Genomic DNA, 12,695 nt, shown 5'->3' with positions numbered 1-12,695 from the left:
ATGAAGGGAGATGCTGCTGTGAGTAAGGCTAAAGGTCAACGGCAAAAGCGATACACTTTTTTTACCGACATTAAGCGGAACAAGGTTTCATATTTGCTCGTCTTGCCGGCGATACTTTACACATTCGTATACGGTTATATGACGCTGCCTTATATGGTTATCGCTTTTCAAAAGTTCAATTATACAAAGGGCATCTTCGAGAGCGACTGGGTAGGATGGAAAAACTTCGAGTTTTTCTTCAACTCAACGGCTGCTGCGATGGTCACTTGGAACACGATTAAGCTGAACTTTTTATCTATTTTATTTGGGACGATTGTCGCGTTGGCATTTTCTATTCTACTGAATGAAATTCGCTCACGCGTATTTAAGCGAGTATCGCAATCGACGCTGTTGTTCCCGCATTTCTTATCATGGATTATCGTCAGCTACATCGTCTACAGCTTGTTTGCAACCGAGCATGGCCTTATCAACAACATGCTGGAGACGTTTGGTTTTGATTCGCACAATTGGTATTCCGATCCTAAGCCATGGACATGGATTTTGGTCGGGCTCAGCATCTGGAAAGAGACGGGCATGTCCGCCGTCATCTATTTAGCAGCGATTACAGCAATTGATGATTCCTTGTATGAGGCCGCAAAAATCGATGGAGCCAATCGCTGGCAGCAAATTAAATCCATTACGATTCCAATGTTGATGCCGACGGTATCTATTCTAACGCTGCTTGCGATCGGCAAAATCTTTTACTCCGATTTCGGAATGATCTACGCCATTATCGGCGACAATGGCATGCTTTATTCGACAACGGATGTTATCGATACGTATACGTTCCGAACGCTTCGTACATCGGGCAATCCTGCAATCGCAATGGCAATTGGATTGTATCAATCGGTCGTTGGATTTGTGCTTGTTCTATCTGCCAACTGGATTGTGAAGAAATTCAATAAAGATAGCGCGATGTTCTAAGGAAAGGAGGGAATGTGCTTGAAAAAAATAGATGTATTTCAAATCGTTAATACGATTTTTGTATTGTTGTTCGCACTGCTTTGTACGCTTCCCATCCTGCTCGTTCTCATCGTGTCTTTCTCGGATGAGGAGTCTATCCTGAGAAAAGGCTACAGCTTTATACCGGATCACTTTTCACTAGAAGCCTACAAATCGGTATTCGGCAGTAATGATCAGCTGCTGCAAAGCTATGGGGTTTCCATCGGCGTAACGGTTATTGGTACTTTAGCGGCAGTCGTCATCACAGGAATGGCCGGTTATATGCTTGCCAATCGACAGGTTCGTTACCGCAATCCAATCGCGTTGTTTTTCTTCATCACGATGCTCTTTAACGCAGGCCTTGTGCCTTGGTACATGATGAATGACCTTCTAGGGTTCAAAAACAATCTGCTTGCCCTTATCGTACCGACTTTAATATTCAGTCCCTTTAATTTGTTTCTCGTACGCAATTTCATGCAGGAGCTGCCTGAAGCTCTACTAGAGAGCGCAAGAATCGACGGAGCAAGCGATGCCTATATCGCATTCCGCATCGTATTTCCATTATCCTTGCCGGTACTGGCAACGATCGCTTTATTTTACGGATTAGGCTACTGGAACAATTGGTTCAACGCGATCATGCTGGTCGACAAAGAAAGCTTGTACCCTTTGCAATATTTATTGTATAAGCTGCAATCCGAGATCAATATGGTGAACCAGATGCAGGGCTTGGTCACTTCCAACATAACGATTCCAACCGAATCATTCAAAATGGCGGTAGCTATCATAACCATTGGTCCTATCGTACTGCTTTACCCGTTCCTGCAGCGTTTTATTATCAAGGGTCTTATCGTTGGAGCAGTCAAAGGATAGATATGTCGCCTTAGGGCCATATATAATTAAAGATTCAGAGAGGGGTTAATCAAGATGAACAACAGGAAGATGCGCTTCATTCCGGCAAGCTTGGTTATTGTTATGATGCTCGTTCTTATGATGGCTTGCAGTAATGCGGGAGACAAAGCGGGTTCAAATGGCAACGCCAGTGGAAATGAAGGAGATAACGCTGAAGTATTGCCGCTGAAATACGTGATTCCGGGTACAGCCAAACCTCATACCGATGAGGTTGTTCAAAAAGTAAATGAAAAGCTGAAGGCTGACGGCGTTAACGTTAAGCTGGAAATAAATTTTATCCCTTGGGATGCTTGGGATCAGAAAACCAACCTAATGCTGAGCACAGGTGACGAGTTCGACATGCTTCATGTTATGGAGAACAGCTCCGTGCCTACAGGCTCCTATGTTGGGCGAGGCGCGCTTCAGCCACTCGATGAGCTCATTGACAAGTATGGTCCAGAGCTGAAAAAAATCATTCCTGACTACGCATGGGATGCTGCAAAGATCGATGGTAAAATCTATTCCGTTCCGGCAGTATGGCGCTATGAGACCTCAGGCAGCGGTGAGATGGGTACGCTTGGCTTCCGCCAAGACTTGCTCGATAAAGTAGGCATGCCTTTCCCAAAAACGTCGGACGAGCTTATCGCAACGGCTGAGAAGATGCAGCAAGCTTCCGACAAGAAATTATATATTCAAACGGAAACGGATGTTACGCCAGTATTTTTACACCGTACGTACGATTCATGGCCATTTTTTGTAGATTACCGCGAACAAATCATCAAGGTCGATCAAGCGGGCAATATAAGCTCTTGGCTCGAGAGTGAAGAATTCAAAAAAGATGCAGAGTTTTTCCGCCAGCTTTATGAGAAAAAGCTGATTAACCCTGATATTTTGACGTATAAGAAGGAAGAGCGCGACAAAGCCATGACACTGGGCGATTTTATTTACAGCACGAACGGCGCTTTGTACTCTTCGATCGCAATTGCGAGAAATAATCCAGAAGCAAAAGTAGGCGAGGGTTATTTGGCAGAAGAGAAACCGCTGCTTCAATACTTGGCATTCGGAAATACAAATGCAGTTCCAATTACATCGAAGCACCCAGAAGCAGCTATTATGTTCTTGAACTGGCTGTACAGCAATAAGGATAACCATAACCTGTTCCTATATGGGGAAGAAGGCACGCACTACAAAGCGGTAGGCGAGCGTACGGCAGAATTCATTCGTGACGCGAATGATGAATCATATTATTTTGATTCGTGGATGATCGGCAACATTAACTACATGTTGTTTGATGTGAAGACGCCGGAAGATTATTTGAAAATGCAAACGACAGAGCCATCGAATCCAGTTGAATTCTCACCTGTTCTTGGTTTCCGCCTAAATACGGAGCCGATTGCTGTTGAATATGCGAATGTGCTATCCGAAGTGAAATCGAAGATCATTCCAATTAAAATGGGCGTGGTATCCTACGATAAATACTTCCCAGCAGCTCTTCAAAGCTTAAAGGCTGCAGGATTAGACAAGGTTGTCGCTGAATATCAGAAGCAATTTAAAGAATGGCAGGCCTTGCAGAAGTAAGGCTAGCTGTTGGGTAAAACAAAAAGAAGGAGGGCTGCTACCCTCCTTCTTCTTGTTTGTGTATATTAGTAAGCTAGTGCGAACAAACCGTGAATATGCGACAGGTAACGAACGTTACTTGCTTCCTTCATAAGGGAAGCAGGCAAGCCCTTAAGCTGTGTCGCGTTGCCGCCGATTGTGCCCACGCCATCTTTACGGCCAAGGCTGCCAAGTGTTCCGGAGAATACAGGTACAAACTTATCCATAACGCCGCCTTTGATTTGAACCGCTAGATTGTAGCCTACCGTTTCGCCCATTTGCCAAGCAAGCTGAGCTGTTGGAGGGTAAGGACGTTCGCTGCCTTCTGGGAATACAACTGCGCAGTCGCCAGCAAGGAATACATCAGCGTGTGAAGTCGATTGAAGCGTTGGTGTAACAAGTGAACGACCACGGTCTTCTGCAAGTCCGCTGCTGCCGACAACTGGATTACCTTTAACGCCGCCAGTCCAAATGATTGTGCTGGATTCAATCGTACGACCGTCTTTAAGCGATACGGAGCTTTTTGTAGCTTCTGTAATCGCTACGCTAGTGATGAAATTAACGCCACGTTTCTCAAGGCTTGTTACAGCGCGATCGATCAATACTTTCGGGAAGATTGGCAGAACGGCAGGGCCGGCTTCTACGCAATACAGCGAAATATCATTGAAGTCGATGCCTTTGCTGCGGCAAATCTCAGGAAGTCTGTCAGCGAATTCGCCAACAAGCTCAACGCCAGTCAAGCCGCCGCCGCCAACAACGATTGTTGCGTCAGCTTTGTTGCCTGATTTTTTGTAAGCGTCAAGACGATCTTCAACATGCTTGCGGATTTTGTTAGCATCAGCAACGGATTTAAGAACAAGGCTGTTCTCTTCCAATCCTGGAATGCCGAAGTAGTTCGTTTCACTTCCAAGTGCTACAACAAGGGTGTCGTACTTTTGTACTTGTCCGCTTTCAAGAACCACTTGCTTCTCGTTAGGTTTAATTTCTTTAACCGAGTCAACGATGATGTTAACTTGTTTGTCGCCTAGAAGCTTGCTAAGCGGTAGAGCAACTGCTTGCTCAGCAATTGTGTCCCCAGCAAGTCTGTGCAGCTCAGTAATGATTTGGTGAGTTGGAAAACGGTTTACGATTGTGATGCTAGCTTCTGCTGCAGTCAAATGTTTGCGTGCTGTTAGAGCAGTAAGAAGACCGCCATAACCGCCACCAAGAATTAGTATTTGCTTCGACATGTTCATCCTCCGTTCGTTCTATACGTATTCGGTGTATTATACTTTATCGTTTTTGCGTTCAGACAAAACACTAAGGAAAGCTTGCGCGAAACGTAGCGTTTTTTGAACTTCCGGATCTTTAAGCATTTTCAACATAGCGAATAGGCCAACAGAAGAGTTAGCCGCTTCTTGCGAGCGCTCGCCAGCTTCAATAGCTGCTGTTGCGATACCTTTTGCTTTCTCTTGAACCGGTTTAACGAATTCACCGATACCTTGAGCGAAATCGTTGATCAACACTTTGTCTGTAGCGATGTTTTGTGCAAAATCATAAGCTTTGGTCATTAGAGTAACCATTTCAGCTAATTTAGGCAGGCTGTCCACGAGTACAGTTAGAGACTCTTGAACCTCCGGCTTCATCAATTGATCAAGTACATCCAACGTTTGTTTTTCTTCGACGAGGCTAGCTGCAACCTCTTGTCCAGCAGATGGTTGTGACATAATAGAATGTCCTCCTTTACGTAAATTTGAAAGTAAGTTGTAGTCTCAATTGTGTCAGCCGCTAAAGCCTAAGATGCATCCTGAAAGATTGTTACACTTTTCACATAGTTACTCGAAAAATGTTTATACGGACGTAACAGTCTTATTTCTGCATGAGGCAGAAGGATGTGAATGCGCGTATGACGTAATCGGATTAAACCCTTTGTTTCTATTCTACATCGTTTTCACCAAAAGTTAAAAAGAAATTTATTGCTTTCGGTAAAAAGATTTGGAATATTGCTGGCATTCAGGCATATAGCTGCTGTTCGTTGATTAATCATCCAATTTATGGATATTAAATTGGATGATTTAATGTGATTTCAAACGCTTTATCGTTCAACAAGCGTAAATGAAGCGCAATTCAGTTATGATAATAAAAAACAATGATTAAAAACATACATAAAAGGAGTTTTAATATGCAGCCCTATACGCAAAGAGTCGTATCCATTATTAAGGCGATTCCGGAAGGCACCGTAATGACCTATGGGCAAGTCGCAGAGCTGGCTGGCAATCGCAGGGGGGCAAGGCAGGTTGTCCGTGTTCTGCATTCGCTAAGCGGCATTTATAATCTTCCCTGGCACAGAGTTGTTAATGCAAAAGGGGAGATATCGATTCAAGAGGAGGAATCTCGTTACATGCAGATCTTTTATTTAAAAGAGGAAGGTGTTTCAGCGAGCGAGGACGGGCGAATTGATTTGGAAAAATACCGCTACAATCCGGAAAGAGAAGAAGAAAGATGACCTTGCCCGGATGAAAATTATGCTTCTTCGCGGTTAAACGGCTGCGATTAACTTTTTCTAATGAGGCCCCATTTGAAACCCCGTATCCGAACCTTTATTATGGTATAGACCATTCGGAAGGGAGAGAAAGAACATGACATCAGAAATTACACCGGGAAACGTTAGAAACTTCACTGTTTCCACCGAAATCTTTTATAACCAAAGCTTGGATATTTATTCGCAAATGATTTATATCGTACTCAGCTCAAGCACGGCGGATTCCGCATCGCTCACCTTAGACGAGGTTGCCAAAAAAGGCCGTATGACGACAAAACTTGCAATAAAAGCGATGCAAGCCTTAGTTGACGAGCAGCTAATCCCACATAAATTGTTCCGTAAAATGATCGGTGAATTCCAGGATGATCGCTTATCTTGGGCAGCCAAAGGGCTGCTCACGTATTGCAAGGAGCATAAAAACATTACATTGCCTGAGCTCTTAGCACTATCAGATCAATCTGGCGAGGATGAGGTTAGCATTCGGAAGGCATTGATGGAGCTGGAGAGAAACGGTTATTTAGAGGAATTTACGGAATTGAACAAACTGATGCACGGATAATCGAAAGAATATGAAAAAAGCCATCAACGTCCTCAGCAAACGGAAGCTGCGTTGTTGGGCAAATATAAGCTAAGTAGAAGCAAATAAAATATTTCCTTCTATTTTGAAAGAAGCAGGACCTCCACAGCTGTTGCGCTGTATAGGTCCTGCTTCTTTTTTTGTTTATTGGCGGTCAATTATACAGCACTATTCTTTCGTTAATTTCTCTAGAATAGCGTCGCCTTTTGTTCCAACCATGACATACGCAAAGCGGGCATTTTGCTCCGTTTCCAGCCCAGTGCCTTCGGGTACAAAATAAGATTCTATGCCGTACTGGATGTTTCTCCAGCCGCTAGTGGAACCGTTAATAATGATTTCCTTGTCAGCTAAAGGCTCACCTTTTTTATATAAACGATCCAAGTTGTATACGCCGCCCGCACCTTGTTGAAGCACGACCTTAATTCGGCTGTTGCTTGGACGTCTTTCCAGTTCCTGAGCGATGTGATCTGGCGGTGCCGAAATATTGTATTGAAGCGCTACATAATCGCCTTGCAAAATGGATCGTGGATCAAGCGGCACGATGGCCAGCTTAATCGGAGTGCCGCTCGAGAGCAATATTTCGCTTACTGCGGCATGGTAACCGACATAACCGAGCTGCAGCACTACCACGATAGCAATGAGAGCGGGGCTTCTGCGCAGCAATCGGCTGAATGAGTCTGCTTGCTCAGATACTGCTGCGCGTGTTCTATAGGCGTAAATATAAGTAGCTGCTATGATAATCACGCCAAGCAGAGCGAGCGTAATCGACTTGTGCAATAACGTCCAGAACAAGTCGTAATATTTGAACGCAAGGAAGATGAACCAGAATACGAAGCTAATTGCTGCTTCAAGAGCTTGGCTGCGCCTAACAAATAGAAAGGCTGCGATCGTAACTACAATGAAATTCAATATATTAAATAGCTCATATGAGTAAGGGAAAATGTTATCCATAAAGGTTAGCCAAAATAGAAGCAGCAAAGTAAAGAACCAACCGCATTCTCTTACATGAATCTTGAATGCGCCTTCCCTAAGCAGATGGTGACTTGCGTAAATGACTGCATTGAGCGACGTTACGATGAACACGATGAAGGAAGCCGCATTATGAACAGATCCAAATAACTGAAACAGAAGAATAGCGATATTGATATTCAGTAAGGTGTAGATAAAGAAATGCGGTACCCTTCCTTGCCATTTGAACCATCCGACAAGCAGTACCGCTATGAAAAAAATAGACAAGGCTGAAGTATCAATCCAAGCGGTCGAGATAAGTCCAGCTATATATCCAATCGTAAGCACGGTGTAGCGTACAGCCGTATTTAAGCGCGTCAGCAGCAGTGTTGGAATAATAAACAGCAGTGACAGGACAAATAAAATGTTTTCGGGCGGGACTTCACCAGAGGCTAATAGTACTAAGCCTACTAAGGAGATACTGCCAATCAAAACACCGATTACGGTAACGATTGTGAATGCGATTTTGCCAACAAGAGTGCTCTTATGTTCTTCTGATGGATGGGATGCTTGGTCAGCTGGGTCATTAGAGCTTGACTGATGCTTGCCGAGCTTGTTTAAGTAACGGAAGAAAAAGACGTTGGCTGTAAGTAATAAAGCGACAAAGAGGAGTCCAAATATAAAAAATAAGGTGGAATAATGCTCGGACATCAGCTCAAAATATTTAAATACAGCGAAAGCGGAAGCAGCCAGCGCGTTAAGGGTAAGCATCATTTTGTCCAGACGCACTTGGGTGAAATAATAGAATCCGAACGCGATTGCCGCAGCGCTTGCGACGTTCATCCATGCGCCATAATGTTCGTATAGATCGGAACTTGTCAAGACGAGCAAAGAAATATGAAAGACAATAAAGCTAATATATTTAAGCGGCGCTGATGCGAGACGTTTGGCTTCTATTAATGCGAATAAAATAAGATTGATAAGCGCAAATAACCAGCCAATCAGCAAAATTTCTTGGTCGCTATGGACGATGGAATACGCGCTTGGGAAAAAGTATTGCCACAGGGTTAGATGAACGAGTATATAGGCAAGGATATAAAAAGGATTAAAGCGGGTAATGAACGCAAGCAGCAGGGCAGGAATGGACCAGACGAGAAACAGCTCATAGGTGTCTGCATGCGAATTATATATTTGATTTAGAAGGGCAACCGCCACGCCAAACGCGACACAGCCGCCGACTAGAAAAGTAACAGACAAAAAATAGTGATGCCCAAGCATTATTTTCATTTTGGAAAATACGAAAGCAGCGCCATAGAATAACACCATGATGCCGGCAGACGCGAGAATTTTATCGGCGCGGACCAGGCCGCCCCAGTTCGCCGCGAAGAAATAGATGATGGAAGCAAGCAGAAGTGAAACGCCCATTAGAAATCCAACACGCGCAACATTTAATCGAAGCATAGCACTCACAAGCCTTTCTAGTTGATCTGGCTTTTATTATAATGACCCAATCCAAAGTGAACTAGTACTCACTTTTTGTAGTACTGCCTTGCTTAGAGCGAAGCAAGCTCTTATACGATATAACCCGATTTAGCGGTTGATCTAACAAATAATTTTTGAAAGCTGGGCTGTACAAAGGTTTATGAATCAAATGGGCCGTTAATATGCTATTCTTAAGGTTACGAAAGATTTAACTACTAAAGTGCGGAAGAGGTCTATAGATGAGTGAAATAAAGTTTGCGGATTATGCGTTAAGCCAAGAAATCGTTCGAGCGTTGGAGAGTTTGTCCTACGAAACGCCAACGGAGGTGCAGCGCGAGGTTATTCCGGTTGCGCTTGAGCAAAAGGATTTGGTCGTTAAATCACAAACAGGCAGCGGCAAGACGGCAGCCTACGGTATTCCATTATGCGAGCTGGTTGATTGGAACGAAAACAAGCCTCAGGTGCTTGTGCTGACGCCAACGAGGGAGCTGGCACTGCAAGTCAACGAGGACATTACAAATATCGGCCGCTTCAAGCGGATCAAATCGATGGCCGTCTACGGTAAAGCGCCTTTCCATATCCAGAGAGCCGAGCTTAAGCAAAGAACGCATATGGTCGTAGGGACGCCTGGACGCGTACATGATCACATTGAGCGTGGAACACTTCCCATCGAACGAATCAAATATTTAGTCATCGACGAAGCGGACGAAATGCTGAACATGGGCTTTATCGAGCAGGTACAAGCTATTATTGGGCAGCTGCCTACGGATCGAGTGACGATGCTGTTCTCTGCAACGTTCCCTGAGGATGTAGCTAAGCTAGCGCATAGATATATGAACACTCCTGTACAAGTAGAGATCAAGGCAGAGGGACTTACGACTGCTACGATTGAGCACTCGGTTATTGAGGTGAAGGAAGCAGATAAGTTTAAGCTGCTCCAAGACGTGATGATCGTCGAAAATCCGGACAGCTGTATTATTTTTTGCCGGACACAGGAGAATGTGGATCAAGTGTTCAGACAAATGGCGGAGCTCGAATATCCGTGCGACCGCATCCATGGCGGCATGGAGCAGGATGAGCGTTTTGAAGTAATGAATGCGTTCCGCAGAGGGCAATTCCGTTATTTGGTTGCAACGGATGTTGCAGCTCGAGGCATTGATATTACGAATATTACGCATGTCATCAACTTTGATATTCCGCTGGAGAAGGAAAGTTATGTTCATCGTACGGGCAGAACGGGACGGGCTGGCAAAACGGGTAAAGCGATCACCTTCGCAGCATCTAAGGATGCAAGGCGCCTAGCTGAAATAGAAGGCTACATCGGATTTAGCATTAACAAAGCGAAGGCGCCATCCGAAGAAGCGGTTGACCTTCGCAGAGAAGATTTTGAACAGAAGCTCAATATTGGTCCTGTTCTCAAAAAAGACAAGCGCGAGCAGCTGAACAAGCAGATTATGAAGCTTAACTTTAACGGCGGCAAGAAAAAGAAGCTTAGAGCGGTCGATTTTGTCGGAACCATTGCCAAAATAGAAGGCGTGTCCGTGGAAGATATTGGTATTATTACGATTTTGGATAATGTTACCGATGTTGAAATTTTGAATGGCAAAGGCTCGCTAGTGCTGGAGGTTATGCGAAATACGACAGTGAAGGGCAAGCAGCTGAAGGTTCGCAGAGGGAATAAGTCTTAACTAACAGAGCGGATTCAAACTAGGGAAATAAAGCGGAATCCTCCATGAAACAAGATAGGGGGATCATCGTGGAAAGCTTCATCTATCAGAATGTATTGCTGGTCGTGGCAGCTATCGTGCTGATTGCCTTGCTGTCCATCGTATATGCAAGCTGGCGGAACGGGATATCGCCTATGCCTTCCTCAGCGCCGGTACGGCGCGTTGTAGTTGATGAGATCAGACGGCTGCAAAGCCGCGGCGTTATGGTGGAGGCGGGCTCTGGCTGGGGTACGCTCGCGCTTCAAGCGGGGAGAACCAGCAGAAACCTGCGAATCATCGGGATCGAAAATTCAGTTATCCCCATGTGGATATCTTTTATGGCTGCGAAACTCGAAAATCGAACGAATGTATCGTTTAAAAAGGGCGACTTGTACACATATTCGTACCGGGATGTGGATATGGTTGTGTGTTACCTCTATCCGGGCGCGATGCGGCGTTTAGGTCTTATTTTTCACGAGCAATTAAAGCCGGGTGCACATGTCATAAGCGTATGTTTTGCGCTGCCGGACTGGGAGCCTGAGCGTACTCTTATTTGCCGTGATATGTATCGGACGAAGGTATATGTATACAAGGTAAAGTAAACATCATAGAAGGAGGAGCAAATGATGGAGATGGAATTGAAGGAGCAATTTGGCCGCATCGATATTTATTTATTTGATCAGCTGCTAAAGGGATCACTGACAAAGGATATGCGCATTCTTGATGCAGGCTGCGGCTCAGGGAGAAACCTAACGTATTTGCTTCGCAGCGGCTATGACGTATTTGCAATCGATCGATCAGAGACGGCTATTCAAGAGTTGCAGCGGTTAGCGGACTTGATAGCTCCTAAATGGGCGAAAGAGCAGGCACGCGTGGAAGCGGTAGAGCAGATGAGCTTCGCCGATGCCAGCTTTGACTTTATTATTAGCAGCGCGGTTCTGCATTTTGCCGATAATGAGGAGCATTTTGATCAAATGGTTGACGAGCTCTGGCGCGTGCTTAAGCCAGGCGGGAAGCTGTTCGCTAGGTTGGCCTCCTCCATTGGCATGGAGTCCCGTATGCAGCCGCTTGGTGAAGGACAATATCTGCTTCCTGACGGAAGCAGACGTTTTCTGGTTACGGAGGAAAAACTGCTTGGAATGACGGCAAAGCTGAGCGGGCATTTATTCGAGCCGCTCAAAACCGTTATCGTGGCAGACAAACGCTGCATGACTACTTGGTGTGTAGAAAAATCAGGCTAACACGCTTGATTACAAATGAAGCCACCAAATACCAGCGCATTCGGGCAGGTGGACGAGCTTGTCCCGCGCTACCCTGTCTGCTAATTCATCACTAAAGAAGAAACGTGTTAATTGCTCCGCTTGTTCCACATTGTCAAAGGCATAATCCGTTCGTACCCATTTGTGCGAGAAACCATAATCCTGCTCGAGTGCAGCGTAATATTTTTTCAAAAAGTCAGGCGGGTTTGGTGTTTCGAAGCCAGTGCCCATCGTCTCGAAAATAATAATGGTTCCGTTACCGCGGAGCACACGTTTCATTTCGCTCATAACCTGCCGTATGTTCTGCTCCCAGTTCGGTAGATTATCGCTGCCTAAGTAACAAATACTCCAGCCGGAAACGATGAGATCCGCGCTTTGGCTCGCAAGAGGCAGCTCGCGATGATCAGCAGCCTGCGTTCTCCAATTCGTATAGCCAGCAGAACGTAATCGTTCTGCCGCTACGTGCAGCATAGGTTCGTACGCATCAAGCGCAACAATCGTTTTGGCCTGATCGGCTAGTACGGCAGTCAGTCTGCCGGAGCCGGCACCAAGATCTACAATATCCAATCCTCTAATTGGTCTAATCTCTTCGATCCAATGCTGCACGCTCGGCTGCTTCGCGATTAATTCATGATAACGCGCCGCTTCCTCCTTATAAATAACATCATGGTCTGGCATTGCAATTCCTCCTCAGTAGGGTTCAAAATGATTCCTCCCTAGCTTAAAGGTATACGTAA

General features: G+C 45.1%; 12 protein-coding genes. 8 read left to right on the top strand and 4 right to left on the bottom strand.

What is annotated here, in order from left to right; all coding sequences use genetic code 11:
* The first annotated feature begins 18 nt into the window (after positions 1-18).
* Genes AB4Z45_RS30030 through AB4Z45_RS30020 form a run of 3 tightly spaced genes read left to right on the top strand, consistent with a single transcriptional unit; the run spans position 19 to position 3,447 of the window.
* The gene (locus tag AB4Z45_RS30030) at positions 19-963 is read left to right on the top strand and encodes an ABC transporter permease (protein WP_441913013.1); all 945 of its coding nucleotides are present in this window, start codon (positions 19-21) and stop codon (positions 961-963) included.
* A gap of 18 nt (positions 964-981) precedes the next feature.
* Positions 982-1,851: a carbohydrate ABC transporter permease gene (locus tag AB4Z45_RS30025; RefSeq protein ID WP_441913011.1), complete on the top strand. Its 870-nt coding sequence runs from the start codon at positions 982-984 to the stop codon at positions 1,849-1,851.
* Between the two features lie 54 nt (positions 1,852-1,905).
* Positions 1,906-3,447 carry an extracellular solute-binding protein gene (locus tag AB4Z45_RS30020; RefSeq protein WP_441913009.1) on the top strand — a complete coding sequence of 514 codons (1,542 nt, stop codon included), beginning with the start codon at positions 1,906-1,908 and terminating at the stop codon, positions 3,445-3,447.
* 65 nt (positions 3,448-3,512) lie between these two features.
* Here AB4Z45_RS30020 and AB4Z45_RS30015 read toward each other — a convergent pair whose 3' ends face one another.
* Positions 3,513-4,694, bottom strand: coding sequence for an NAD(P)/FAD-dependent oxidoreductase (locus tag AB4Z45_RS30015; protein WP_076266432.1), 1,182 nt, complete (start codon positions 4,692-4,694; stop codon positions 3,513-3,515).
* 36 nt (positions 4,695-4,730) lie between these two features.
* Positions 4,731-5,171, bottom strand: a complete 441-nt coding sequence (locus tag AB4Z45_RS30010; RefSeq protein WP_054025638.1) for a DUF1641 domain-containing protein — start codon at positions 5,169-5,171, stop codon at positions 4,731-4,733.
* A 455-nt stretch (positions 5,172-5,626) separates the two neighbouring features.
* Here AB4Z45_RS30010 and AB4Z45_RS30005 point away from each other — a divergent pair, with 455 nt between their 5' ends.
* Together AB4Z45_RS30005 and AB4Z45_RS30000 are read left to right on the top strand one after the other, a co-directional pair.
* Positions 5,627-5,950, top strand: coding sequence for an MGMT family protein (locus AB4Z45_RS30005; RefSeq protein WP_441913006.1), 324 nt, complete (start codon positions 5,627-5,629; stop codon positions 5,948-5,950).
* Between the two features lie 133 nt (positions 5,951-6,083).
* A complete protein-coding gene (locus AB4Z45_RS30000; protein ID WP_441913005.1) occupies positions 6,084-6,545 on the top strand; it encodes a hypothetical protein in 462 nt (153 codons plus the stop codon).
* A gap of 186 nt (positions 6,546-6,731) precedes the next feature.
* Here the strand turns inward: AB4Z45_RS30000 and AB4Z45_RS29995 are convergent, their stop codons facing one another.
* The gene (locus tag AB4Z45_RS29995) at positions 6,732-8,972 is read right to left on the bottom strand and encodes a GDYXXLXY domain-containing protein (RefSeq protein ID WP_441913003.1); all 2,241 of its coding nucleotides are present in this window, start codon (positions 8,970-8,972) and stop codon (positions 6,732-6,734) included.
* Between the two features lie 260 nt (positions 8,973-9,232).
* Here AB4Z45_RS29995 and AB4Z45_RS29990 point away from each other — a divergent pair, with 260 nt between their 5' ends.
* The 3 genes from AB4Z45_RS29990 to AB4Z45_RS29980 are packed head-to-tail and all read left to right on the top strand — an operon-like array spanning position 9,233 to position 11,940.
* On the top strand, positions 9,233-10,681 hold the full coding sequence (locus tag AB4Z45_RS29990) for a DEAD/DEAH box helicase (protein WP_441913002.1): 1,449 nt from the start codon (positions 9,233-9,235) through the stop codon (positions 10,679-10,681).
* A gap of 44 nt (positions 10,682-10,725) precedes the next feature.
* On the top strand, positions 10,726-11,301 hold the full coding sequence (locus tag AB4Z45_RS29985) for a class I SAM-dependent methyltransferase (protein ID WP_441913000.1): 576 nt from the start codon (positions 10,726-10,728) through the stop codon (positions 11,299-11,301).
* 21 nt (positions 11,302-11,322) lie between these two features.
* Entirely contained in the window at positions 11,323-11,940 is a 618-nt protein-coding gene (locus AB4Z45_RS29980; RefSeq protein WP_441912998.1) for a class I SAM-dependent methyltransferase, read from the top strand.
* 9 nt (positions 11,941-11,949) lie between these two features.
* Here AB4Z45_RS29980 and AB4Z45_RS29975 read toward each other — a convergent pair whose 3' ends face one another.
* A complete protein-coding gene (locus AB4Z45_RS29975; RefSeq protein ID WP_441912996.1) occupies positions 11,950-12,636 on the bottom strand; it encodes a class I SAM-dependent methyltransferase in 687 nt (228 codons plus the stop codon).
* Between the last annotated feature and the right edge of the window lie 59 nt (positions 12,637-12,695).

The sequence above is a fragment of the Paenibacillus sp. MCAF9 genome, from assembly GCF_052114265.1.
GTDB lineage: Bacteria > Bacillota > Bacilli > Paenibacillales > Paenibacillaceae > Pristimantibacillus.
This window is presented reverse-complemented; position numbering and strand designations above follow the sequence as displayed.

Coding starts and splice junctions, on each gene's coding strand:
- AB4Z45_RS29975 (WP_441912996.1), bottom strand. CDS start 12,636: ATGCCAGACCATGATGTTATTTATAAGGAGGAAGCGGCGCGTTATCAT.
- AB4Z45_RS30000 (WP_441913005.1), top strand. CDS start 6,084: ATGACATCAGAAATTACACCGGGAAACGTTAGAAACTTCACTGTTTCC.
- AB4Z45_RS29985 (WP_441913000.1), top strand. CDS start 10,726: ATGAAACAAGATAGGGGGATCATCGTGGAAAGCTTCATCTATCAGAAT.
- AB4Z45_RS30005 (WP_441913006.1), top strand. CDS start 5,627: ATGCAGCCCTATACGCAAAGAGTCGTATCCATTATTAAGGCGATTCCG.
- AB4Z45_RS29980 (WP_441912998.1), top strand. CDS start 11,323: ATGATGGAGATGGAATTGAAGGAGCAATTTGGCCGCATCGATATTTAT.
- AB4Z45_RS30020 (WP_441913009.1), top strand. CDS start 1,906: ATGAACAACAGGAAGATGCGCTTCATTCCGGCAAGCTTGGTTATTGTT.
- AB4Z45_RS30010 (WP_054025638.1), bottom strand. CDS start 5,171: ATGTCACAACCATCTGCTGGACAAGAGGTTGCAGCTAGCCTCGTCGAA.
- AB4Z45_RS29990 (WP_441913002.1), top strand. CDS start 9,233: ATGAGTGAAATAAAGTTTGCGGATTATGCGTTAAGCCAAGAAATCGTT.
- AB4Z45_RS30015 (WP_076266432.1), bottom strand. CDS start 4,694: ATGTCGAAGCAAATACTAATTCTTGGTGGCGGTTATGGCGGTCTTCTT.
- AB4Z45_RS29995 (WP_441913003.1), bottom strand. CDS start 8,972: ATGCTTCGATTAAATGTTGCGCGTGTTGGATTTCTAATGGGCGTTTCA.